Below are 24,298 nucleotides of genomic sequence, written 5' to 3'. Positions count from 1 at the left end.
TCTAGATGTTTACACATCCATAATCAACAGGTACTGTATAAAGCACAAGCGCAAATTTTTCATTGTCACCGTGAAGGTTTCTCATGATCGAACTAAAACATTTAAAAACATTGCAAGCGCTCAGCCAATACGGTTCATTAGCGGCAACAGCAACACACTTGCACCAGACACAGTCTGCTTTATCACACCAATTTAGTGATTTAGAGCATCGGCTAGGTTTCCGGTTATTTATTCGTAAAAGCCAACCTTTGCGCTTTACGCCACAAGGGGAAGTCTTATTACAGTTGGCACAACAAGTCTTGCCATTAGTGAAAGATGCTATTCGAGTATGTAATGAGCCTGGGGTTTGTGCGTTACGCATCGCGATTGAATGCCATAGCTGCATTCAGTGGTTGACCCCTGCACTACAGCAATTCAGACAAACTTGGCCACAAGTTAGTGTGGATTTTAAATCTGGGGTGGCGTTCGACCCACAACCTGAATTGCTCTCAAGGGAATTGGATATTGTGATGACTTCTGACATCTTGCCAGATCAAGGGATCCACTATACGCCAATGTTTGATTATGAAGTGAAGTTGATTGTGGCGAACGACCACCCTCTAGCCAAGAAACCACATATTGACCCCCATGACTTGGCAGATGAAACGTTGCTTATCTACCCAGTACAACGGGATCGCTTCGATGTGTGGCGCCATTTTCTGCAACCTGCGGGTGTGTCACCTAACGTAAAAAATGTCGATAACACATTAATTTTAATCCAAATGGTCGCTGCTAAAATGGGTATCGCTGCACTTCCTCACTGGGCGGTTGATTCATTTGAAAAACAAGGGCTAATAAAAACCAAAACCTTGGGTAGCGGTTTGTGGAGCCGGCTGTATGCGGCCTGCCGTGAAGGAGAACAGCGCCAGCCAGCTATTGAAGCATTTACTGAGGCGACGACGGATCACGCTGTGGAGTACTTGTCTTATGTGAAGGCCGCGAAAGGATCCAACGCTTATGCACCCAAAGAGAAGCAACTATTAGGCTCGATCCTATGGTAAAACTCAGCCAATCCGGGTGTTGTTGCCAGATAGCAAAATTCACTAATAACCCCGCTGGGACCATCATGTTATTCATAATAGCAAGGGTTCCGGCATCCACTTTGGTTGCGCCATAGTTCCACATAAAGTAGCCAATGCCTGAAGCTGCAATACCCAGCCACAATAAGACGCCCCACTGGAGAGTCGTTGTCGGCATCATCGATTTATTACCAAATAGCAACCATCCAAGCAATGCAACTAGCGTTGCACCAAGGTAAAACCATGAGAAAGCCTGATGTTGAGGGATCGGATGTATCTCCATCAGACGTTTATACCCCACCTGTCCAATCGCAAAAAAGATATTAGCCAACTGCACAAAAAGTAAACCTAACCAAAAAGATTCACTCAAGTGGTCATAACGAATAATTGCCGCACCAATCACCGCTAATAATGAGCTAAACAGGTAGCCTTTACGCAGCTTCTGCCGTTCTAATAAGTCATAAATTAACGTGACGTATAGCGGTGTTAACACTGTAAAAAGCAAAAATTCAGCAACAGTAAGGTATTGATAAGCATGGAATACAAACAGGTACATGATGCCAAGTTGGCAAGCGCCCACTAGCATATAGAGCGAAATCACTTTAGCGCTAAACTGGCGCCAACGTAGGAAAGGTAAAAAAACCAGCGAAGCCAGTGCAACCCGCACTAATACTGAGAACCAACTATCTACTTGGCCCGCAAGGTATTCGCCGATAAGACTAAACGACGCTGCCCAAAGCAGCGTCGTGATAACAAGTAACCACATAATGCTGTATTTCGCCCCAAACTTAAGAATGTTGGCTAGAATACTCGCTTTTTGGTTTTAATGCTCTTTTTCGATCAAGACGGCTTCTAATAAGTCCAGATCGACCAACAGCGTTTGTAGCGTCTCATTACTGATTTTCTTGGTGGCGCGCAAGTGATAAAGCTCACCACGCTCTGCACGTAAAGCCGTTAAACGAAAACGTCGTTCAAGGTCTTCTATCAGCAAATTATGGTCAATTTCATCTTGCCCTGCCGTACGTCGTCTTAAATAACCCGTCACACGGGAAGCAACTTCACTGATATCTTCTGAGTCGAGTTTTTCATCAACGTCAGCAGATAAACGTTCCTGCATCTTATTTAAGCTGACAATCGCCACTTCAGCCATTGCGGCTTTTGCCATGCGGATTTCATTGGCATCGGCTTCTTTGTCGCCCACTTTAAAATTACGCAGCAGAAGCGGTAAAGCGACCACACCTGCAAAAATGGAAAATAAGATAACCCCCGCGGCAATAAATACTAACTGGTAACGTGCAGGGAATGGCGAGCCATCCGTTAAAAATAACGGGATAGAGAGCACACCCGCTAAGGTGATCGCCCCGCGTACCCCTGCAAAAGAGGCAAGCCAAAGCTCACGCACGGTATAGTTCGCAAACTGCAGTGGCCTTTTCTTTAAGAACAAACGGCTAAACCTTTTCATCAGCCATAGCCAACAAAAACGCAATAGCAGTAAAGCAAAATAGATAATTGCCACCGCGGCAAATAGCATCCACGTTTCTACGCTTGGGTCGAGATCCGCTTGGATAACGGACGTTTCCCAAATACCGGGCAACTGGAGCCCTAACATGATAAAAACCAAGCCGTTAAAGACGAATTCAAGCATCGACCAAACGCTATCAGCACGTAGCCTCATCGCTAATGGAGCGTTACGGATAACCCCCGATTTTGTAATGGTCATACCCGCCGCAACGGCAGCTAAAATACCTGAAAAACCAATATGTTCCGCAATCATGTATGATGCAAATGGCAGCAATAGCATAAATACAATTTGGGTTGCAGGGTCATCACCGCTCCAGCGGCTCATTAGACGTAATGATTTACTGTATAGCCAAGTCACGATGATACCTGCGAGTAGCCCGCCAACCGCAACTTTGAAAAATTCAATGGTAACGCCAGAGGCGCTAAACACCATGGTTCCCATGGCAATTGCTACCGCAAATTTTAATGCAACCAGACCAGAGGCATCATTCATCAATGCCTCTCCTTCTAGCACACTCATCATCCGTTTAGGAATACGCCCTTTTCCAACAATGGAAGATAATGCAACGGCATCGGTGGGCGATAATACAGCCGCTAGAGCAAACGCAGCAATCAATGGAATACCGGGCATCAACCAGTAAATTAAATAACCTATCCCAATAACCGTAACCAATACGAGAACCAACACTAAAATAAAAATTTCTCGACCGTTTTGAAAGAACTCACGGGTTGGCGTTTTCCATCCATCAACAAACAGCAAAGGTGGGATTAACAGAACCATAAAAAGTTCTGGGTCAAAGGTGACATGTAGGCCAAATTGTGGCCAAGCCAATAGCGCACCAATAGCGATTTGAATGAGAGGAAGAGGAATACGAATAGGAAGAATTTTAGCGGCCACCCCTGAAACAGAGACAGCTAAAATCAAAATAAGAATAGTAAAGAAAATTTCCATGTTGCCCTTACTGAATTAACCTAGCGACTAGAACCAAGAATTGCCTGCCGCCGCATAGTAAGAGATAGCACCGTCCAGACCATGATAATTGAGACCAAGCCAGCCACCAGTGGAAGTCATACACAGCCACTTGATTAACTGCCTTCTCTCTATTTTATCCCTAGCCATCCATTTTCGGGGAAAAAATTAAGACTTTACGATTAATTAATACAATAAGTTAAAAAGGTGGCAACATTGGCCACCTTTTTGAAGCAATTCACTTTAGATTGCCAATCCTGAAGCGTAAAATGCCACTAAAAGTACCGCAATAATGACAGTACCAATATTCAATTTGCGCCATTCACCTGCACAAATACGGCCGATAACCAAAGCGGCAAAGCCCAACATGATACCTGTGACAATATTACAAGTCAGAACAATGAACACCGCACATAATAAGCCAGACATTGAATCCACAAAATCATCAAAATCAAGCTTAGAAACATTACTGAGCATTAAAAGCCCAACATACATCAATGCAGGAGCCGTTGCATAGGCAGGCACCAAATAAGAGAGTGGCGATAAAAAGAGAATCAATAAGAATAGTACGCCAACCACCACTGCGGTTAAACCGGTACGACCACCCGCAGCGGTACCTGCCGCAGATTCAATATATACCGCCGCAGGAGATGCACCAATCGCCCCCGCAAAAATACTGCTCACGGAGTCTGCTGTTAATGCTTTACCACCATCAATAATTTGGCCGTCTTTATCCAATAAATTCGCTTGTCCCGCCACTGCGCGGATAGTACCTGTCGCATCAAAAACTGCCGTCATCACTAATGCAAGCAAGCTTGGCAATACCATTGGCTGTAATGCACCCATGATATCCATATTAAAAACCAATGAGAGCCCGTCATCACCCAATGAAGGCAACTTAAAGAAGCCCTGATATTTCACAGCAGGATCAAAAATTAAACCAATAATTGAAATCGCAATAATAACAAGGAGCACACCACCCGGAACGCGACGTTTTTCTAAACCAAAAATGACCGCTAACCCAATGAGTGACATCAAGACAGGGAAAGACGTAAATTCACCCAGAGCAACAGGCAGGCCTGCATTTGGGTTTTTGATCACTAAACCCACCCCATTAGCAGCGATTAACAGTAAAAATAAACCGATACCAATACCTGTACCATGTGCAATACCCATTGGCATATTGCGTAAAATCCAACTACGAATACCTGTAACAGAAATGATGGTGAACAAACACCCCATTAAAAATACAGCGCCTAGTGCCACAGGAATACTAATTTGCTGCCCTAACACCAGACTGAATGCAGTAAATGCAGTGAGTGAAATCGCACAACCAATCGCCATCGGTAAATTGGCCCATAACCCCATTAATAAAGAGCCAAAGCCAGCCACTAAGCAGGTTGCAATAAATACCGCAGTTGGAGGGAACCCTGCTTGCCCTAACATGCCAGGTACAACGATGACAGAATAAACCATCGCTAAGAATGTGGTTAACCCTGCAATGATTTCACGGCGAACTGAAGAGCCGCGCGCTGTTATCTTGAAAAATGAATCCAATTTGCAACTGGATGAAGCCTGTTGGCCTGACATGGTATACCTCTGCTGTTAATGGAAAACGAAAGCACTCAAGTACTGCTAACAACTAATCTATATATCGACGTAAACGATTACGTTTTTTCAGAAAAAACAAACTAACTGGGAAAAAATCCCAATAAAAACAGCTACGCAATCGTTTGGCTTTAAAACTAGAATAAAACATGTTGTGAGGGGAGCAATTATCATTCTAAACAGGGGGAATGATCAAGTATTTTTAGCATTTCTTACCCACTAACTGTTTTTTAACATCTAAATACCCAGATTCTTATGTAATGAACATTATTTTCAAATAACAATTCTTTTTAGTTACATTTACCTTACGTAAAAATAGCTAAATACCTTTCATATAGTGTCTGTTTAAAAAGTACGGTTATTTTTTTGATACAATCCTAGAATATTTTCTTACAAAACGAATAGCTGAAAATTTATTTATTGGTGGTAATATGCGTTATTTAAAAACGTACCTAAAAATACGCTCCCTATTGTTTTTTATAAAAAAACAACCATCACTCACTGAGTAAATATATATTTAAGTATATAATCTCAATTATTATCAACTGCAGTTATAGTTTCAATTTAATCCAGTAAAAACACATTAAAATGCCAAATAAAAATGCACCATTAATCATATTACAGCGGAGTATTTTATTACTTTTCATTAGTTTTCTTGCTATGTATTTATTACCAGGAATATATAGTCATAGCCCTTGGAAGCAAGATGAAAATTATAGTTTTGGTATTATTCAAACTATGTATGAAACAGGTAAATGGTTAGTCCCCACAAATGCGGGCGAGCCGTTTATGGAAAAACCTCCGCTTTATTATTGGGTTGCAGCAATTACCTCTCATTTGTTTTCAAGTTTTATCCCACTTTATGATGCCGCCCGTAGTGCAAGCTTATTTTTTTCGGTGATCAATTTTTCATTTTTTATTCTTTTGGCGCGCCGTTTTTTCCATGCCAAAGACTTCACCGATACCCGTATTTGGGTCGCTTTTGCACTGTATGCTTGTGCCCCCGGTGTTATCAGGCATAGCCATGATATGTTTACCGATGTTGCGCTGATGGCAGGGACGACTATTGGCTTGTATGGGTTATTAGGGCTGATACAACAACAAAAAATGCACATGTCTGCACTTTGGTTATCCCTTGGAACCATCGTCACCATGTTGTCAAAAGGTGTTTTTATCCCTGGTGTTCTCTGGATCTGCCTATTTTTATCGCCAATTTTTCTCGCTCAATGCCGAACTAAGCAATTTTGGTTATACAGCTTAACTGCAGGGTTAATTGCCTTTATTGCGATTTTACCTTGGCCTATCCAACTGTACCTTCAACACCCTGATTTGTTTATCGTGTGGTTTTGGGAAAATAATATCGGCCGCTTCTTTGGTTTTTCGGTTGAAAAATTAGGGGCAAAAGCTAATTTAACCCGGATCCCTGCGGCAGTTTCCTTATTTGCCTTTCCTTCTGGTTTACTGGCTGTTGCTTATTTTCTAAGGCATCCGGTTAAGCGTTTATTTAATTCTAACGAGTTTCTATTGGCGCTATTTCCTTTATTAGGTATCGTTTTTTTACAGATTTCAGCTTCTGGTCGGGCGTTATATTTACTGCCTAATATTGCCCCCATGGCCATATTAGGAAGCCAGACACTATTTTGTTTCCCAGAAAAGCTCCTCAATAATATTGCCCGCTTTGCAGCTGTTTTGTGGTCTGTACTTATTCTTTTTTTATGGGTCTGCTATTTCATCTCTTTGGCTGGCTATCAACAAGAATGGCTAGCTCCATTTGGCCGCTGGCTCCCTATGAGCTACCAAATGGCATTTTCTCCCGTTGTATTCATCTGTGCTCTGTTGATTACATTGGTATGGTTTTTACGCAATAAAATTATTCCAAACTTTATGCCACCTGCTTTTCATATGATGAAAAACTGGTTATTAGGCTTATGTGCTGTTTGGGGGGTAATTTTAACCTTATTTTTGGGGTGGATAGACTATGCAAAAGGTTTCGAAGGGGTTTTTGTCGATTTAGACCAGCATTTAACTGGCCAATTTACAGAAAATGATTGTATGGCATCTGATAATATTGGTGAATCTGAAGCACCGATGCTCTACTACTACGCGGGGGTATTACACCAACGCCAAGATCGGTTTGAAAAACCGGAACAATGCCGCTGGCTAATTGTACTCTCAAAAACGATTAAACCTGCACCGCAAGGCATGGAATTATTCTGGCACAATCATCGGCCGGATGAATTCAGAGAAAACCTCGTTGTGTATAAAGTTATTGAGTAATTTATTTGCGGTGCTCGCTGGCTGAGTAGAGCACCGCAAATGAGCTTATTGGGTAACTTGCTCAACTTTTTGGGCACTGTATTTTTCTCGTGTGAACCATAAAAATACAGTCACAGACAGAACCAATAACACCGGTAAGCCTACAGGTGAGATTGAAGTCGCAATTCCCGCAAGTAGTGGCCCTGATAAATTACCAATTCCCCACAGCATGGCAGCCGCAGCATTAGCAATGATCAACTCGTTCCCTTTGAAATATTGGCCGATTTGCACCAACGCAATAGTATAAATTGCCCCTGCTGTCGCCCCTAAGACAAACAGTAATACCCAAATCAGATAAGGTTGAGTTATAAGGAAAGGCAATAATAGACTGGCTGCAAGTGTGATAATGCCACAGATTCGGTACAATTTTTCTCTATTCATATGGTCTGCTAGCCAGCCGAAAGGAAGTTGCATAATGGCATCCCCAGCAAGAATAGCGCTGATCATTAATGCGGCAACCGCTTCTGTATGACCCATTCCCATGCCATAGATTGGGAATATCGATAAAATGGTTCCATCAAAAAAGGCAAAAAATAAAATTCCGCCACAAATACTCGGTGCAATTTTCACAAATTGAACAATTGAAAAATTAGATTTTTCGGCATTTTCGGCTAAACGGTCACCGACTTTTTGATCCATTAAAATAAATAGTGCCACAGAGATTAAATGGATCAACGTACAAATCAATAAAGGGGATTTATCTTCCACACCATAATAAGCAATAAAGGAAGGCCCGAGTAGTTGGCTTACTGTGAATACAGTGGTGTAAATTGCCAAAATACGGCCCCGTTTATTTTCAGGCGATAATTCGTTAATCCACGTTTCACCCAAGCAAATCAGCACACCGCTCGCCAAGCCTGTTACTAACCGTAACGGAAATAATAACCAAAGAGGTAATGTGCTCAATAATGGTAATAAGCTAATGGCAGAAACAATCGTTGCCAATAGCATTGCTTTTCGCTTACCTGACCAACGCACAATACGTTGAACGACAGGTGCAATTAAAAACATGCCTAATGCAGGTGCCGCTGAAATAATGCCAATATACAACTCATTGATACCATAATTATTTAGCCTAAGCGCTACCATTGGAATACTTAGCCCAATAACGATACCAATGACAGCAATACTCATTGTAATGGTAAAAATAGCAAAGGATGGGGAACGACGAAAATGTTGTAAACGCTGATTATCAGAGCTCATGTTGAAATTAATCTGTTTCTTTTTAACAAAATAACAGACTTTAACTCCATAAAATAGATTGTTATGAGAAATAAAAAACCACATCATTATTAGTAAAACCAATAATGTTCGCGATGATTGTAACACGACCTATATATTCTGCTATTTATCTTTATAAAACTATTTTTAATATTCTAAATACTTAAAGGACGAAGAAATATCGATAAAGCAGAGCAATACCTGATAATAAAATAATGACATTAATAAATTTTAAAAAACTTTCACGTGAAATTTTTAATGTTATATGCCGCCCAACCCACGTACCGATTAACATAGCAGGAGAAAACGCTAAGGCAATCAATAAAATATCCAGATTGAGATACACTCCCATCACCAAAAATATCACCACTCGAGTTAGCGTGCTAAACCCAATTAACGTCATTTGAGTGAGTCGAAAACGTTGTTTATCTTCAATTCGGCTCGATAAATACATGGCATAGATAAAACCACCACTACCAAATAAAGCACTAAAAACACCACCCACTAAACTAAATGGGACAACCAATGCCTTTGAAAAGGGTAATTTTGATTTTTTAGAAAAGAATGCATGTAATACATAACCAACAACAAATAACCCAAGTAATAATACGAGTATATCGGGACGTGTTTTTAATAAAATCGCAGCGCCAACTAAACTCCCTACTATCATTAATGGAATTATCCATTTAATTTCCTGATAATCCGCATTTTTGCCATCTTTAAATAAGTTCAAAACTGCGGCGGTTAGATCAATTAGCGCAAGAATTGGAACAATCATATTTAATGGCAAATACATGGCTAGCACAGGGGTTGCTATGAGGGCCGAACCAAACCCCGCCATACCAAAAACCAAATAAGCAAAAAGTAGCGTTGAGAAACAAATCGCCATTTCTAATGATAATAATTCAAACGGCATGACCTTAACTCCAGACGTTTTTTAACGTCCTCACTATAGGTTCTTTCAAATACAGAAAATAGTTTTATTTTTGTAGGGTTTTAAATTTCAAATCTATATCAAAAAACAAAATAGCCACTTTAAATACAATATACAACTAAGAGTGTATAATTTGCTTCACTGAGTGATACAGAACTAGCACAATAAATTAAAATTCAGGTAAAGACACATTGTGGATAAAAAAATTAATTTAAAAATCGGGCAGAAAATTCGTTTACTTAGGCAAGCAAGAGATCTTTCACTAAACGAGCTATCTCGTCTATCGGGGATCTCGAAAGCGGCTTTATCCAAGTTAGAATCTGGCGATTCAAACCCACGCATTGATACATTAGAGTCGATTGCCATTGCCCTGCGCTTTCCACTAAGCGATCTGTTTACACGGCAACATGAGGCCTATCCCTATTTTCTCAAAGCCACTCCCAATGAAAAAGAGTATTCACAACAGTTTAAGTTTCGCATTAGCATGGGAAATATCTCTGAAATTTGGCAATTAACCATGAAGAGAGGCGCTATCATTAATAGCCCCGCCCATATGAGTGGAACCCACGAACACATTATGGTGAATTCTGGCTCACTCATGTTACGGCTACATGACGACCAAAATATCGTCTTAGAAGCGGGAGATTTTTATGCTTTCAGTGGTGATTTCCCACATAGTTATCTCTGTATGGAGGGAGAGCTGCAAGCAACCGTCGTCATGACTTACTCTCACCTTAGTGATAGCGTTTAAATTGCGGCATGTTGTGCATCATAACTAATGCGCAACGTCCCCTTTTTAAATTTCATCGACTTAATTGAAAAATGCTGAATGTTATCTAGCGAAGAAACATGTGTTCCACCACAAGGCATTTCTTCAGTTTGGTCGATATAACTGATCCGCAAATCCCCCTTTTGCTTTATTGCAACGGCTCGCCCACTATGAAGGCTTTGGTTAACAATATCTTCAATGTATTGGCTATCTAGCTCTTCAAAAGGCGTGACATCCCCTTCCATCATGCTAAATTCCACCCGTGATTCATCAGGAAAGTGATGGCCTTTTTGTGCAAGCCAACCAAAGCGACGTAATTCCCAATTCAGCAAGTGACCAGCAGTATGTAGCGCCGCATAACGCTGACGTTTTTCCTTATCGACCCTTGCAACCACATTGCTATCTTGGCTCAAAATGACATGTTCTGGTAAGTATGCCACAATCAAGCCACCCCATTGTTTCTTAATACGAACAGTAATATCATTCACCCAAGCTGTGTCCATGGGTTGCCCACCACCTTGTGGGTGGAAAATATTATCTTTTAAAGCAACCCAATGCCCCTCATCATCTTCCCCTTGCGCCAGTAAGGAAGTTTCGATTTCATACTGATAAGTGTTCGATAAATAGATGTTATTTTGCATAGATTCATACCTGTTTGTTATTCAATTTACCAAATAGAAACCCACAATACATTCGAAAAATTATTGTTCAGCAACTGAATTTATATCACTTTCGTTCGCTTTAGGAAACCCCATTTAACACTATGATTAAATATCAAACAAAAATAGCCCACACAGTTGAATGGGCTATTCGGTCATAAACTTAATCTCAGAATTACTGCAAATAACTTTCCATTGTTTCGAAGAGGCGCAAATCATCACTAAAGCGTACTTCTCGAACATCTTCTAGTTTTTCAACTTGGTTAATCATTTGCGACAAGCGCTCATCTTTTTGTACTAATAGCCATATACGGCTTTCATCTTTATCTTTAATCGGCATACAGAGAATGCCATCAACGTTAAATGCTCTACGGGCAAATAAACCACAAATATGTGACATTACACCTGGGTGGTTACGAACGATTAGCTCTAAAGCAATCGGATGATGTTCAAATACCATAATTACGCTCCAATCATATCAATGTTAGCTGCACCCGGTGGAACCATTGGATATACCTTCTGATTAACATCAATCAAGGCATGGATCAAACATGGACCTTTGGTATTCATTATCGCTTCTAACGCCATTTCAGGGTCTGCTTCATTATTTAAATCGCAAGTTTGCAAACCAAACCCTGCCGCAATTTTGATAAAGTCAGTTTGGTACGGATAAGCTGCAGCAAATATGCGGTTTTCAAAAAATAAATCTTGTTGTTGATGAACCATTCCTAATGCTTGGTTATTCATTAAAATGATTTTGATATTTAACTGATGTTCCGCTGCGGTTGCCAGTTCTTGAATATTCATCATCAAACTGCCATCACCAGAAAAGCACACTATCGTTTTTTCAGGTTTTGCTAACGCCGCGCCTATCGCAGCAGGCAGACCAAACCCCATGGTACCTAACCCTCCTGATGTCAGCCATTGACGTGGACGAGACAGAGGATAAGCTTGAGCTGCCCACATTTGATGCTGACCAACATCCGTTGTCACAATTGCATCTTCACCTGCCGCACGTGCTGTAGACAAAACTAAGCCATAGTGATTCAGCGGGTTATCCGCATCACTGAAATTCAGTGGATATTTCTCTTTTAATTGATTTACTTGCGCCATCCAATCAGCGCGCTCATTACGTTCAACCAAAGGCAATAACAGCTCCAATATTTGCCCCGCATCTGCATGAATAGCGATATCTGGGCGCTTAATTTTGCTGATTTCTGCTTTATCGATATCCACATGGATGATTTTCGCGTTAGGACAAAATTTCTCTGCCTTGCCTATCGCCCTATCATCAAAGCGTGCACCAATAACAATCAATAGATCCGATTCTTCCATTATCATGTTAGTACTTGCCGCAGCGTGCATACCTAACATACCTAAATATAACGGATGCCTCATCGGGATAGTACCAAGTGCCATTAAGGTCATGGTTGTTGGTAATGAGGCTTTTTCCGCAAATGCGATTGCCGTTTCTGTAGAATCGGAGCTAATCACCCCACCACCAAAATACAATACTGGACGTTTCGCGTTATTAATCATTTCAGCCGCTTGCAGAACTTTTTCCATGTCAAAAGCAGGAGCTTTATCTTTCGGTAATACTTCTGGTATTTCAGTTAGTTCAATTGTGGCAGTTTGAACATCTTTTGGAATATCAATCCAAACAGGTCCAGGGCGGCCTGACTCTGCAATACGAAAAGCATCACAAATCACTTGTGGCAATTCATTGATATTACGAACCAAATAATTATGTTTCGTCACTGGAATCGAAATGCCATAGGTATCAACCTCTTGAAAAGCATCCGTGCCAATCATTGACGAAGAAACTTGAGCCGTAATACAAACCAGCGGGATAGAATCCAGTTTTGCATCGGCAATAGCAGTCACTAAGTTTGTTGCCCCAGGCCCACTTGAAGAGATACAAACTGCGGCTTTTCCTGTGGTACGCGCAATTCCCTGAGCAATAAAACCTGCTCCTTGCTCATGGCGAGCCAGTATATGACGGATTTTCTGGCTTTGCCCTAATGCATCATAAAAAGGCAAAGCCGCTCCCCCAGGAATGCCAGAAACGATGGTAATACCGTGTTTTTCCAGTAAATGTACGATTAATTCTGCACCCGTAAAGCGGGTTTTATGTGGTGTTGTGGTGCCCGATTCGCTCATCATAATTATCCTTTGCTAGCCTGCGGACTCGAGCGAGAAGTGATAAAAAACCCCGCTCGGTTTGCGCCGGCGGGGTTTCTAAATCTACGTTGATTTGTACCCGTTACGGCGCTAAGCCCACGACCACCACCACACGCACGACCACCGCGGCACGTGGCGCGGTTAGTAGTAGGTTGGAATGATGAATAGTCATGTTCACGGGTTCTTCCTGTTTAGTCTGTCTAATTTATTGATTATTATTTTTCAGTTTCTTTTCTTAAGAAAACATAAATTTCGTAGCATGACAATCATTTTTTCTTGTTTTATTCCAAAGGAATGGTAATTGCGACATTCATCACACCCCATTCCAGTAGAGATATTATCTAGAAAAATAAAAAAATATAGAATTAATCACCATTCAAAATCCCAGCAAAAACCTTGACTTAAAGTTAACTTTAAGTTGTATCCTTTACTCCAACTCAAGGGGGTTCGCTCTTGATGGAAACATTAACTAATTGATTTTTAATTAATAAACAGAGGGATATATGCCAAAATCCGTTTGGTGGTTAACCATCACACTTGCATTATTTATCACAGGAAATGCTATTGTCCTTTCTGTAGCAGTGGTTATTGGCGAAAAACTGGCTATCAACCCAACGTATGCGACAATTCCACTGGTAAGCCAATACGTTGGCTTAATCTTAGCAACTATTCCGATCGCGTTTTTAATGCAAAAGTACTCGAGAAGAGTAGGCTTTATTATTGGTAATATCGGTGGGTTAATCGGCGCAGGCTTTTCTATTCTGGGCGTGATAGAAAGCCATTTAGTTTATTTTTCCATCGGGTTATTTTTCACTGGTATTGCTATTGGTACTGCACAACAATTCCGTTTTGCTGCTATCGAAGAAGCACCAATTTCTTTGCGAGCAAAAGCTATTGGCCTTGTCATGAGGGGAGGTATCGCCGCCGCCTTAATCGGCCCAACATTAGCCATTACTACCCAAAGATTTTTTGCAGAGCACCCGTTTGCAGGGCCATTCATCACGTTAGCCGCCATCTATGTGATCGCATTTATTCTATTATTAGTTGTGCCATTAAAGAAAATAGAGAAAACGCCATCGGATGAAGCGTTAGTCAAACGCAACTACAGTGCATTGTATTCACAACCTATTTTAAAATTAATCGCCATTGTGAGCGCGGTTGGATATGCCATTGTGGTTTTCACCTTTGCCTCAATACCGTTATCCATGAAACAACATGATTTCGCCTTTTCCTCTATTGCGATTGTATTTCAATTCCATGTATTAGGTATGTTTGCACCATCATTTTTCACTGGAACATTAATCCATCATTTAGGGGCAAAACGCATTATTTTCTGCGGTATCATATTGTTAATTTTATCAGCTACTATGAACCTGCTAGGTAACCATTTTTACAATTATTTGTTGGCGGGTATTTTTGTCGGTGTCGCCTGGAATTTAATTTTAATTAGCACCACTAACTTATTACCACATACCTATGAAGCTCATGAACGCGCTAAAGTGCAAGGAATGACCGACTTTCTTATCTATTTCTTCGGAGGAATAGGTAGCTTAGGGGCAGGAGTTCTTTTCTTTATATTCGGTTGGCAGACGATGAATGCCCTATCTGTAGTCATTTCCACCACCATTTTAATTAGTTTTTGGAAGCTAAAAAAATATATCCCCAAACGCCAATGAAAAGTTACATCACTGTACGATGGTTTTATATTCAGAGAGCCTAATAGTTTTATCTATTATTAATCGATATCATGATGAATATATCTCCTTAAGATAAACTCCACTGGCTATAAACTAATTAAAAATCGGTATTTTGTCTATTTTGCCAATTAACAAACTGTATTCAACTTTGTTTACTATTTATTTATTGGCTATTGACTGAATGAGGGATAAGATTAAAAAGTAACTAATAGGAAGATATTATGTATAAAGAAATCCCTGTTCCCTGCAATGGGAAATACACAGAATTTCAATCTACAGTTGTTAATGAAATATTAGTTTGGATTGAAATGAACTTAACCAGTCGTCTATTACTTGATGATATCGCACTAAAATCAGGATATACAAAATGGCATTTACAAAGAGTATTTAGAAAAGTCGTTGGTATGCCTTTAGGTGAATATATTCGCCGAAGGAGGATCTGTGAAGCCGCTAAAGACCTATGTTCCACCGAACTCCAGGTTATTGATATTGCATTAAAATACCAATTTGACTCCCAGCAATCTTTTGCAAAGCGATTTAGAGCTTATTTAGGTACATCACCGTCAATCTACCGACTGTCCGGTGAAAGTCAAAATGACCCATTACTACTGGAACCTAAAGTAGCTTGATACGCTAATATGAAAATAAAATTTATATTTCCTTTTTTAATAACACTACCAATACAAAGCCCTATGTAAGTTAATTACTAGGGCTTTTTTATTTTCTATTCATTTAAGAAACTCTTAATTTAAGATTAATAAACTCTTAAGGTTTTAGTTTTATATTTAGTTTACCATGTTAATAAAAAAAATAATTTTCTGGATATATAATTTTAATTTTATTATTTATTTTATTTGCATACTCTGATAAGCAAACAAAGTAGAACAGTAATTAACATAAAGCAGAGAAAAAACCGTTTAGTTAAGCCTAATATTATCAACTTTCTGATCCGGTACTCTGGGAGTATTTGTCCCAAGCGTAAAGGTAGAATCTTGACACTTTCATTAACAGCACTTTCTCAACTCAGGCTGCTCCCTCAAAATCAAATAGGTAAGTATTCGAAAGCGGGCTGTTTTTAACAAACATTGAATCATATTCTAGTAAGATCTCAGTGAAAAAATCCATTTTCCACTCTTACCCTCAACTCTATATCAAACCTTAGTATTTTTGCTCAACTAACTGTGGAGCCAAAATCAGGCCACTATACTGCGATGACTTCCTGAACTAGCGTCTATTTATTCATAATCATGAATAAATCCCTCTATTTATTATTCTTAACTTGATAACGTACCGGACGATTGAGCTTCTTCACCACGCCATCATCAACAGCGCGTTTCAGCCATTCAGTTAACTGAGACTTATGAAGCTGAGTGCTTTCAACTAGCGTATCAAGGGTAACTGGCTTTTCAGCCAATTGTTGAAGCTCGGAGGCAAACAGCTGATAAAAATCGACAGGCCCTGCTGGCGTAGCTTCGCTTTTGGTTGCCTGCTCTGGAATAGTCTCAATATTTGCCTGACTTTTGCTAACGACTATTTCACGCTCTGACTCGATAACGTCTTCTTCAAGCTCAGATTGTGGCTCAGGACTAGACTGAGGCTGAAAAAACAATTCCGACTGAGCAGGCATGGAAAATAAATCGCCTATCTGCCCTTCTACCTGATTCTCACAGCCACCTTCATTACTCATTAAATCGGAAATAGTGAAGGCTTGAGAGTCTGCCTCCAGCCAACGACCACCTTTGGCAACCAAATCGGCATTCGCGGCATCTTTATCAGTCGTTTGTTTAACCCACAGAGGCACCCATGTTTTTTTCAGATTTTCTTCTGCACCGTTTAGTGTACCGCCTTTTTTACCTGAGTGAATCACCAGAGAGCTATCCGCAAGGCAATAGATATATTTATTGCGGGCCATAGCGTTACCTACACTGAATCCTGCCTCAGGGTAGAAAGGCGATACCAACACAGTATGACCATCCATTACCCCTTTTCGCCACTTGCTGCTGGTTGATGCCTTTAGCAGGCTATCGGCCATAATGCCGATCACCACTCCACCTTGTTTGATGGCACCCTGCATTACCGTTTCGTCGACCCCCCGTGCACCGCCAGAAACAATGGCAATACCCTCTACTGCGGCTTTCTCTCCTATCTGTTCGGTAAAGGCCAGATCAGGCTCACTGGCATTTCGCGAGCCAATAACCGCCAAGCCACCTGCATTTAACAAGGATTTATTACCGCAGCCAAATAACACCGGCGGACAATCGGTTTTCAACCGTTGCTTTAGGCGTTTTGGATATTCTGGATCTGAGCGGGTTACAACCCAGAGACCAGCCCGTTGCCATTTTTCCATAGCCAGTGCAAGGCTATGGCCACGACTCAACAATTCAATGATTCTCTCCATGCTGATACGCGCATCGTACCAACCATGCAGCAATGCTTTCGGGTCGGTCATCAACAAGTCGGCGGGAGTGGTGGACTTTTCTTTTAGCCATAAGGCAAAGCGTCCCCACTCCGTATTAGTCAGCGGCTTGGCAGCTTCGCTACTAGTTTTCGAAAAATAACTGGTCAGCAGCAAGGTCGCTTGCGCCGTAGGTGACAATAGAGTGGATTCAATCATGAGTCTTTCACCGAAGATGAAGCTAGTGCCACAGGATAAACTACTCCGCTGCCTGCTTGCTGTAAGAGTGCTGCAATGACCGTCAGCGTCCAGCCGGAGTCTACTATGTCATCAACTAACAAAACTGGCTGTTCCCTATAAAGCTGAGTTACAGCAAACGCACCATCTAGATTGCGACATTGATGGAAACGATTCTGCTGGCCTTTTTGCGGCTGGTTGTCTTTGACTTTGCTAACTGCATCCACAAATGGTAGACCTAATCGTGCAGCCAGACGACGTGCAAAATCCGGTACCAGTTCAGGATGATTACGCGATGGCACGCAGCACACCCACTGTGGCGCAGGATCCGGCTGCCAGCGCTGAAGAAACATTTCCGCCATGGCTTCAACCAACTCATCGCTGAAACGCCCGGCATGCTTGTTGTCAGCAACCGTACTACCCCAGCCAGCATCCCCCCAGCGGGATAAAACACGGCCTTCTTGTGCGCGAAGTTGCTGGGGTAGATTACCATGAAAATCGTAATCCAGAAAGGAATTGGCCGCCACTTGTGCTTTAGGGGTAATCACCATTTCCGCGTGCTTAAGGAAGGTACCTGCACGATGCACCAAAGCAGGATCAATCGGAGTATTGATGACGGCCTGCCCTAGGCAAGATGAACATTTATTGCAAGGCGTAGGATCGAGATCATCCAGCGCCCGGCGCAGAAAAGTCATTTTGCAGCCAGTATCATTCAAATATGCCTGAACCTCTTGCCATTCGTTCTCCCGCTGCCCGATTAAGTGAGCAATTCGGGCATGATCCATTTGGTAACGAACCGGTGTTCTAACCCAACGACTTCCGTCTTTAATGACAGGTGCAGGGTTTTCCACGCTCAGCAGCTTTAATACTTTTTCAATCTGGCCATGCCGAAGGTTGGTTTGCTCCTCAATGCTACGGATCGACACACCATCGTTCTGCTCTAGAACTGACAAGATCTCATTAACATGCTCCTCTGAAGGAAAAGCCGAGTCGCGGAAAAATTCATGAATATCCTGATCTTCAACACCCGACATCAACATCCCTACAGCATAAGTAATACCACGACCGGCGCGCCCTACCTGCTGATAATAGGCAACGATAGAGCCCGGCGCTTGATAGTGAATAACAAAACTTAAATCCGGTTTGTCGTAGCCCATCCCCAAGGCTGTGGTAGCTACTAATACCTTTAACTGGTTATTGAGCAGCAGTTCCTCCAGATACTGTCGATATAAGTTGCTATTTTCAAAACCATCTGCTTTAACGCTGCCGTGATAAGCTCTGGCGTCTATGCCATTATCACTTAACCATTCAGCTACCTGTTCGGCATCCCGTACTGTTAAGGTGTAAACGATACCTGTGTTCGGTAATGTAGGTATCACCTGCGCCAACCAAGCCAATCGAGAAGCCTGGTCGGGCAATATCATAGTCTGCAATGCAAGGCTTTCTCGGATCAACTGGCCTCGATGGATTTGAATAGTTCCAAGCTGAGTTTGAATATCCTCAACTACACGGTTATTAGCTGTTGCTGTAGTCCCCAGTACCGGCGTATTGGCAGGCAACCGGCGAAGAATATTCACTATTCGACGGTAATCGGGGCGAAAGTCATGACCCCAGTCCGAAATACAATGCGCTTCATCAATCACCATCAGAGCGATACGATCGGCAATGGGTTGTAACACGGTTTGGATAAAGTTGTCGTTGGCCAAGCGCTCAGGGGAAATCAACAAACAATCGATTTGATTATTCAGAACCCGCTGGGTCACCGCCTGCCAATCGTTTTGATTGCTTGAGTTCATGGTCTCGGCGACAATACCCAAACGCTGCGCCGATTCGATCTGGTTACGCATCAAAGCTAACAAAGGCGAAACGATAATAGTCGGTCCCATCCCCCGATCACGGAATATTTTGGTGCTAATAAAATAAACCGAACTTTTACCCCAACCGGTGCGCTGCACCACTAACAGCTTTTGACGATGATTCACCAATGCATCAATAGCTTCCCATTGGCCATCGCGGAATTCGGCGGCAGGATTAGCTAAGGCAGCTTTTAGTAATTGTTGGGCTTGGGCTCGATTCATGATCACTCCTTGATTTACATGGTTAGCTCGTTACTCATAAGTTTGAGCCGTAGCTAGTCGTGGGCTTTAGGGCATCAGCAGATTTTCACAGTCGTTTTTCAATTACTTCGATGTTTTCCAGTTATGCCGTCGGGCCAAATTTCTAGTTATCGTCTGAACTACTGCTTGCTGATTTAATGACTTCACTCACTCTTGCTCGGTTGTGCTGGGCGGCGATATATTGCTCCAGCTCGCTTTGTTTAAATCGCCAGGAGTTACCAACTTTAAAGCCTGGTAGTTCACCACTTGCAGCCAAACGGTATATAGTTCGTTCATTCACCTTGAGGTAATCGGCCACGTCTTTGATAGTCAATATGGGGTTACTCATGACGAGATTCTTCACCAATGTCGAAAAAGTACCAAAATGTCAATATATAGGATCTGGAAAGGAGATCAAGTAAGAAAAACTTTCAGTCTTATTGATCACCAAACATTCTTTGGTAGTCTGCCTTATAATAGTTGACAGGTATGTTTTTGACCAATCCATTGATTATGTGATGGACGTTGTGACTGGTGAAATCCACTTTGATACTACTGGAAACATATTCGGACTATTAAAACCAGAAATGTACCATGGACATAATTTTCAAAATACCGATGAACTAACTGAAAAAATTGACGAATATATAGAGTATTACAATACCAAATGGGCCAACTCCAAACTAAAAAGCCTGACTCCGGTTGAATATCGAAATCAGGCCTTACAAGCCGCTTAGCTAAAAATGTCCAACTTTATGGGCACTTCACAATTAAAGGACTTTAATTTTCATTTATTAAAAATAACTCCAAGATAAATCCTAGAACGGAATATCGTCATCGAAGTCCATTGGTGGTTCATTGGTTTGTGGAGCAGGCGCTGATGAGCGTGCTGCAGGGGCTCCGCCGCCACTAAATTGCTGTGCTGCTTGTGGCTGCTGAGGTTGACCCCAACCGCCTTGGCCGCCTTGACCTTGTGATGGTGCATCACCGCCACGGCCGCCTAACATTTGCATTGATCCACCGATATTCACAACAACTTCTGTCGAATAACGGTCTTGACCACTTTGGTCTTGCCATTTACGTGTTTGCAGAGAACCTTCGATATAGACTTGTGAACCTTTTTTCAGGTATTCACCGGCTACCTCAGCAAGTTTGCCGAAGATAACCACGCGGTGCCATTCGGTTTTTTCACGCATCTCACCGGTTTGCTTGTCACGCCAACTTTCAGAAGTTGCCAGAGTCAGGTTTGCCACAGCTCCGCCGTTAGGCATATAACGGATTTCTGGATCTTGTCCTAGGTTACCGATAAGAATTACTTTATTTACGCCTCTGCTGGCCATTTATTACTCCTGATGCATTGAATTTTAATCTCTGGATTAGCCGTGAAGTTTACCACGACCTCGCTTTTTTGCACCACGAAATTGAAACTACTGAGCGTTATTGCGAAACGCTTTCCAACTTTTGGTGAAATTCTACCGTGCCAATTTTCAGTATAGACATAAAATAATTCGCACAGCATCTATCTTTTCGATAAATTCAGATCGCTGTTTTTCTGTTTCACTATTAAAATCTTACTCTAAATAGTTCAAGCAGTGGCTAGGCGGCAAGCGAAGATATCGCAGAGAGCAGCTAACACCGCCACGGTTTGAAATATGACGAATAGGAAATACTGTATATCCATTCAGCCATAAATATGTGATAATAGTCTCTTGCGATTGTTCAATATCAAATCATCCGGGAAGTGGTAAATGGATAATATCGAAGTCCGCGGCGCACGCACGCATAATCTGAAAAACATCAATCTCATCATCCCTCGCGACAAACTCATTGTTATTACTGGGTTATCTGGTTCAGGGAAATCATCTTTAGCTTTTGATACCCTGTATGCAGAGGGTCAGCGCCGTTATGTTGAATCTTTATCTGCTTATGCTCGCCAGTTTCTTTCTTTAATGGAAAAACCGGATGTCGATCATATTGAAGGGTTATCCCCTGCGATTTCGATTGAACAAAAATCCACTTCACATAACCCACGATCGACGGTCGGAACCATCACAGAAATTCATGACTATCTGCGGTTATTATTTGCACGTGTTGGTGAACCTCGCTGCCCTGATCACGACATACCACTTGCTGCTCAAACTGTTAGCCAGATGGTCGATAATGTTCTGGCTCAGCCCACCGATCGCCGAATGATGCTACTTGCGCCTGTCGTTAAAGAACGTAAAGGGGAGCACGTTAAGTTACTCGATAACTTAGCCAGTCAAGGTTATATCCGCGCCCGAATTGATGGAGAAGTTTGCGATCTATCCGACCCGCCAAAGCTCGAATTACAGAAAAAACATACGATTGAAGTGATTGTCGATCGTTTTAAAATTCGTGATGATATTGCTCAGCGTTTAGCCGAATCCTTTGAAACTGCATTAGACCTGTCTGGCGGTACCGCAATTGTTGCAGATATGGATGACGCCAATGCAGAAGAACTGGTTTTTTCTGCCAATTTTGCCTGTTCCGTTTGCGGCTACAGCATGGTGGAACTTGAACCTCGCCTATTTTCTTTTAACAACCCTGCAGGTGCCTGTCCGAGCTGTGATGGCTTAGGTGTTCAGCAGTTTTTTGACCCCGAAAGAGTCATTCAAAATACTGAAATCTCACTCGCGGGTGGTGCAATTCGGGGTTGGGATCGCCGTAATTTTTACTATTTCCAAATGCTGATGTCATTAGCTGAGCATTATAAATTTGATGTGGAAGCCCCTTATGACACTCTGAGCCCTGCCATTCAAAAAATTATTTTATACGGCTCAGGCAAAGAAACGATTGAGTTTAAATACCGTAATGATCGTGGTGACATCACCGTGCGCCGACACCCTTTTGAAGGCGTGCTCAATAATATGGAGCGTCGTTATAAAGAAACAGAATCAACGGCTGTCCGTGAAGAATTAGCGAAATATATCAGTAACCGTCCATGTGTTTCTTGCCATGGGACTCGCTTACGTAAAGAAGCACGCTTTGTATTTGTTGAAAATACGACATTGCCTGAAATCGCAGATTACAGCATTGGCCACGCAATGGAATTTTTCCAGAACCTAAAACTCACAGGTCAGCGCGCTCAAATCGCAGAAAAAGTTTTAAAAGAAATTGGCGATCGCCTGAAATTTCTCGTCAATGTTGGGCTTAATTATCTGACACTTTCACGTTCTGCTGACACCTTGTCTGGTGGTGAAGCACAACGCATTCGTTTAGCAAGCCAAATTGGTGCTGGTTTAGTGGGAGTGATGTATGTTCTTGATGAACCTTCAATTGGCTTACACCAACGGGATAATGATCGCTTACTTGAAACATTGATCCATCTTCGTGATCTAGGAAATACTGTGATCGTCGTTGAACATGACGAAGACGCGATCCGCGCTGCAGACCATGTGATTGATATCGGACCCGGTGCTGGGGTGCATGGTGGGCAAATTGTTGCCCAAGGAACACTGGAAGATATTGTCGCAAACCCAGATTCACTCACTGGTAAATTTTTAAGCGGTGAGCGCAGAATTGACATTCCACAAAAACGCGTTCCAATTAATAAAGATAAAATGCTGACGGTGTTTGGGGCCAAGGGCAATAACCTGAAGAATGTGACATTAAAAGTCCCTGTCGGGTTATTTACCTGCATCACTGGTGTGTCTGGCTCAGGTAAATCAACACTAATAAACGATACGCTATTCCCTATTGCTCAACGCCAATTAAATGGGGCGACCACCATCACCCCTGCCCCTTATTTGGATGTAGAAGGCTTAGAGCACTTTGACAAAGTCATTGATATTGACCAGAGCCCAATAGGCCGTACACCACGTTCCAACCCTGCTACCTATACCGGTGTTTTTACACCTGTTCGTGAATTATTTGCCGGTGTGCCTGAGTCTCGAACTCGTGGTTATAACCCAGGGCGCTTTAGCTTTAACGTTAAAGGCGGCCGATGCGAAGCTTGCCAAGGTGATGGCGTCATTAAGGTTGAAATGCACTTCTTACCTGATGTGTATGTCCCTTGTGACCAATGTAAAGGCAAACGCTATAACCGCGAAACACTAGAAATTAAATATAAAGGTAAAAATATCCATGAAGTGCTGGATATGACCATCGAAGAGTCTCGTGAATTCTTTGATGCCGTACCTGCCCTTGCTCGCAAGCTACAAACTCTGATGGACGTTGGTTTATCCTATATCCGTCTCGGCCAATCAGCAACGACGCTATCCGGTGGTGAAGCACAGCGTGTGAAATTAGCCAAAGAGCTGTCTAAACGCGGAACAGGGCAAACTATCTATATATTGGATGAACCGACAACAGGCCTGCACTTTGCTGATATCCAGCAACTTTTGGTCGTTTTACATCAACTTCGTGACCAAGGAAACACCATTGTAGTGATTGAGCACAACCTTGATGTGATTAAAACGGCAGACTGGATTGTTGATTTAGGCCCTGAAGGAGGGAGCGGTGGCGGTGAAATTTTAATTGCCGGCACACCAGAAGAAGTGGCTGAGTGCAAAAAATCTCACACTGCAAGGTTCTTAAAAACGATTTTAGAACGCGGCTACTAAGTAAAAAGGCCATTAAAAAATAAGTAAGAAGATTATCAGGGAGTATTTTGCTC

20 protein-coding genes are annotated in these 24,298 nt (G+C 42.0%); 7 read left to right on the top strand and 13 right to left on the bottom strand.

Annotated features, from left to right (window positions below; all coding sequences use genetic code 11):
• The first annotated feature begins 83 nt into the window (after positions 1-83).
• Positions 84-1,040, top strand: a complete 957-nt coding sequence (gene metR / locus PR809_RS09055) for an HTH-type transcriptional regulator MetR (protein WP_166267341.1) — start codon at positions 84-86, stop codon at positions 1,038-1,040.
• Here the strand turns inward: metR and PR809_RS09050 are convergent.
• The 3 genes from PR809_RS09050 to PR809_RS09040 all read right to left on the bottom strand — a co-directional run bounded on the left by PR809_RS09050 (position 925) and on the right by PR809_RS09040 (position 5,139).
• Complete coding sequence (locus PR809_RS09050; RefSeq protein WP_116068790.1) at positions 925-1,824, bottom strand: carboxylate/amino acid/amine transporter; 900 nt, start codon at positions 1,822-1,824, stop codon at positions 925-927. The genes metR and PR809_RS09050 overlap by 116 nt on opposite strands.
• A gap of 57 nt (positions 1,825-1,881) precedes the next feature.
• A complete protein-coding gene (locus PR809_RS09045) occupies positions 1,882-3,531 on the bottom strand; it encodes a Na+/H+ antiporter (protein WP_102139093.1) in 1,650 nt (549 codons plus the stop codon).
• Positions 3,532-3,792: 261 nt separating this feature from the next.
• Positions 3,793-5,139 carry an NCS2 family permease gene (locus PR809_RS09040; RefSeq protein WP_102139094.1) on the bottom strand — a complete coding sequence of 449 codons (1,347 nt, stop codon included), beginning with the start codon at positions 5,137-5,139 and terminating at the stop codon, positions 3,793-3,795.
• Positions 5,140-5,745: 606 nt separating this feature from the next.
• On the opposite strand from PR809_RS09040, the gene PR809_RS09035 reads away from it, so the two are divergent.
• The gene (locus tag PR809_RS09035) at positions 5,746-7,434 is read left to right on the top strand and encodes an ArnT family glycosyltransferase (protein WP_272524512.1); all 1,689 of its coding nucleotides are present in this window, start codon (positions 5,746-5,748) and stop codon (positions 7,432-7,434) included.
• Between the two features lie 45 nt (positions 7,435-7,479).
• On the opposite strand, the gene PR809_RS09030 is transcribed toward PR809_RS09035, so the two are convergent.
• Both PR809_RS09030 and PR809_RS09025 read right to left on the bottom strand, forming a co-directional pair.
• Positions 7,480-8,763: an MFS transporter gene (locus PR809_RS09030; protein WP_336298716.1), complete on the bottom strand. Its 1,284-nt coding sequence runs from the start codon at positions 8,761-8,763 to the stop codon at positions 7,480-7,482.
• 94 nt (positions 8,764-8,857) lie between these two features.
• Positions 8,858-9,610 carry a sulfite exporter TauE/SafE family protein gene (locus tag PR809_RS09025; RefSeq protein WP_102139097.1) on the bottom strand — a complete coding sequence of 251 codons (753 nt, stop codon included), beginning with the start codon at positions 9,608-9,610 and terminating at the stop codon, positions 8,858-8,860.
• A gap of 211 nt (positions 9,611-9,821) precedes the next feature.
• On the opposite strand from PR809_RS09025, the gene PR809_RS09020 reads away from it, so the two are divergent.
• Positions 9,822-10,379 carry a helix-turn-helix domain-containing protein gene (locus tag PR809_RS09020; protein WP_102139098.1) on the top strand — a complete coding sequence of 186 codons (558 nt, stop codon included), beginning with the start codon at positions 9,822-9,824 and terminating at the stop codon, positions 10,377-10,379.
• Here the strand turns inward: PR809_RS09020 and PR809_RS09015 are convergent.
• The 4 genes from PR809_RS09015 to ivbL form a co-directional block, all read right to left on the bottom strand.
• Complete coding sequence (locus PR809_RS09015) at positions 10,376-11,038, bottom strand: hypothetical protein (protein ID WP_206277003.1); 663 nt, start codon at positions 11,036-11,038, stop codon at positions 10,376-10,378. The two genes, PR809_RS09020 and PR809_RS09015, sit on opposite strands and share 4 nt — an antisense overlap.
• 193 nt (positions 11,039-11,231) lie before the next feature.
• Positions 11,232-11,516, bottom strand: a complete 285-nt coding sequence (ilvN, locus tag PR809_RS09010) for an acetolactate synthase small subunit (protein ID WP_102139100.1) — start codon at positions 11,514-11,516, stop codon at positions 11,232-11,234.
• Between the two features lie 2 nt (positions 11,517-11,518).
• On the bottom strand, positions 11,519-13,216 hold the full coding sequence (gene ilvB / locus PR809_RS09005; RefSeq protein WP_102139101.1) for an acetolactate synthase large subunit: 1,698 nt from the start codon (positions 13,214-13,216) through the stop codon (positions 11,519-11,521).
• Between the two features lie 103 nt (positions 13,217-13,319).
• Positions 13,320-13,409, bottom strand: coding sequence for an ilvB operon leader peptide IvbL (gene ivbL, locus PR809_RS09000; protein ID WP_241098802.1), 90 nt, complete (start codon positions 13,407-13,409; stop codon positions 13,320-13,322).
• A 331-nt stretch (positions 13,410-13,740) separates the two neighbouring features.
• Between ivbL and PR809_RS08995 the strand changes: the two genes are divergently transcribed.
• Together PR809_RS08995 and PR809_RS08990 are read left to right on the top strand one after the other, a co-directional pair.
• Positions 13,741-14,913, top strand: coding sequence for an MFS transporter (locus PR809_RS08995; RefSeq protein WP_206277004.1), 1,173 nt, complete (start codon positions 13,741-13,743; stop codon positions 14,911-14,913).
• A gap of 242 nt (positions 14,914-15,155) precedes the next feature.
• The gene (locus PR809_RS08990) at positions 15,156-15,563 is read left to right on the top strand and encodes a helix-turn-helix domain-containing protein (protein WP_102139104.1); all 408 of its coding nucleotides are present in this window, start codon (positions 15,156-15,158) and stop codon (positions 15,561-15,563) included.
• 632 nt (positions 15,564-16,195) lie between these two features.
• Here PR809_RS08990 and PR809_RS08985 read toward each other — a convergent pair.
• The 3 genes from PR809_RS08985 to PR809_RS08975 form a co-directional block, all read right to left on the bottom strand.
• Positions 16,196-17,548 carry a DNA-processing protein DprA gene (locus tag PR809_RS08985; protein WP_206275891.1) on the bottom strand — a complete coding sequence of 451 codons (1,353 nt, stop codon included), beginning with the start codon at positions 17,546-17,548 and terminating at the stop codon, positions 16,196-16,198.
• Positions 17,545-19,644: a RecQ family ATP-dependent DNA helicase gene (locus PR809_RS08980; RefSeq protein ID WP_206275890.1), complete on the bottom strand. Its 2,100-nt coding sequence runs from the start codon at positions 19,642-19,644 to the stop codon at positions 17,545-17,547. The genes PR809_RS08985 and PR809_RS08980 overlap by 4 nt, the downstream gene beginning before the upstream one ends.
• 142 nt (positions 19,645-19,786) lie before the next feature.
• Positions 19,787-20,011, bottom strand: coding sequence for a helix-turn-helix domain-containing protein (locus PR809_RS08975; RefSeq protein ID WP_166267325.1), 225 nt, complete (start codon positions 20,009-20,011; stop codon positions 19,787-19,789).
• A 169-nt stretch (positions 20,012-20,180) separates the two neighbouring features.
• Between PR809_RS08975 and PR809_RS08970 the strand changes: the two genes are divergently transcribed.
• Positions 20,181-20,399, top strand: a complete 219-nt coding sequence (locus PR809_RS08970) for an IS3 family transposase (protein WP_206275889.1) — start codon at positions 20,181-20,183, stop codon at positions 20,397-20,399.
• Between the two features lie 81 nt (positions 20,400-20,480).
• Here PR809_RS08970 and PR809_RS08965 read toward each other — a convergent pair whose 3' ends face one another.
• Positions 20,481-21,002 (bottom strand): single-stranded DNA-binding protein, encoded by a 522-nt coding sequence (locus tag PR809_RS08965; protein ID WP_102139105.1) that lies wholly within the window; start codon positions 21,000-21,002, stop codon positions 20,481-20,483.
• A gap of 408 nt (positions 21,003-21,410) precedes the next feature.
• On the opposite strand from PR809_RS08965, the gene uvrA reads away from it, so the two are divergent.
• Positions 21,411-24,245: an excinuclease ABC subunit UvrA gene (gene uvrA / locus PR809_RS08960; protein ID WP_102139106.1), complete on the top strand. Its 2,835-nt coding sequence runs from the start codon at positions 21,411-21,413 to the stop codon at positions 24,243-24,245.
• Positions 24,246-24,298: the final 53 nt, after the last annotated feature.

It is taken from the genome of Providencia sp. PROV201 (assembly GCF_028479545.1).
GTDB lineage: Bacteria > Pseudomonadota > Gammaproteobacteria > Enterobacterales > Enterobacteriaceae > Providencia > Providencia huaxiensis.
Note: the sequence above shows the minus strand (reverse complement) of the source record. Positions and strands in the feature narration are given on the sequence as shown.

Bases quoted from the DNA above. Each gene is read 5' to 3' on its own strand.
- metR (WP_166267341.1), top strand. From the start codon at position 84: ATGATCGAACTAAAACATTTAAAAACATTGCAAGCGCTCAGCCAATAC.
- PR809_RS09050 (WP_116068790.1), bottom strand. From the start codon at position 1,824: ATGTGGTTACTTGTTATCACGACGCTGCTTTGGGCAGCGTCGTTTAGT.
- PR809_RS09045 (WP_102139093.1), bottom strand. From the start codon at position 3,531: ATGGAAATTTTCTTTACTATTCTTATTTTGATTTTAGCTGTCTCTGTT.
- PR809_RS09040 (WP_102139094.1), bottom strand. From the start codon at position 5,139: ATGTCAGGCCAACAGGCTTCATCCAGTTGCAAATTGGATTCATTTTTC.
- PR809_RS09035 (WP_272524512.1), top strand. From the start codon at position 5,746: ATGCCAAATAAAAATGCACCATTAATCATATTACAGCGGAGTATTTTA.
- PR809_RS09030 (WP_336298716.1), bottom strand. From the start codon at position 8,763: ATGATGTGGTTTTTTATTTCTCATAACAATCTATTTTATGGAGTTAAA.
- PR809_RS09025 (WP_102139097.1), bottom strand. From the start codon at position 9,610: ATGCCGTTTGAATTATTATCATTAGAAATGGCGATTTGTTTCTCAACG.
- PR809_RS09015 (WP_206277003.1), bottom strand. From the start codon at position 11,038: ATGCAAAATAACATCTATTTATCGAACACTTATCAGTATGAAATCGAA.
- ilvN (WP_102139100.1), bottom strand. From the start codon at position 11,516: ATGGTATTTGAACATCATCCGATTGCTTTAGAGCTAATCGTTCGTAAC.
- ilvB (WP_102139101.1), bottom strand. From the start codon at position 13,216: ATGAGCGAATCGGGCACCACAACACCACATAAAACCCGCTTTACGGGT.
- ivbL (WP_241098802.1), bottom strand. From the start codon at position 13,409: ATGACTATTCATCATTCCAACCTACTACTAACCGCGCCACGTGCCGCG.
- PR809_RS08995 (WP_206277004.1), top strand. From the start codon at position 13,741: ATGCCAAAATCCGTTTGGTGGTTAACCATCACACTTGCATTATTTATC.
- PR809_RS08990 (WP_102139104.1), top strand. From the start codon at position 15,156: ATGTATAAAGAAATCCCTGTTCCCTGCAATGGGAAATACACAGAATTT.
- PR809_RS08985 (WP_206275891.1), bottom strand. From the start codon at position 17,548: ATGATTGAATCCACTCTATTGTCACCTACGGCGCAAGCGACCTTGCTG.
- PR809_RS08980 (WP_206275890.1), bottom strand. From the start codon at position 19,644: ATGAATCGAGCCCAAGCCCAACAATTACTAAAAGCTGCCTTAGCTAAT.
- PR809_RS08975 (WP_166267325.1), bottom strand. From the start codon at position 20,011: ATGAGTAACCCCATATTGACTATCAAAGACGTGGCCGATTACCTCAAG.
- PR809_RS08970 (WP_206275889.1), top strand. From the start codon at position 20,181: ATGGACGTTGTGACTGGTGAAATCCACTTTGATACTACTGGAAACATA.
- PR809_RS08965 (WP_102139105.1), bottom strand. From the start codon at position 21,002: ATGGCCAGCAGAGGCGTAAATAAAGTAATTCTTATCGGTAACCTAGGA.
- uvrA (WP_102139106.1), top strand. From the start codon at position 21,411: ATGGATAATATCGAAGTCCGCGGCGCACGCACGCATAATCTGAAAAAC.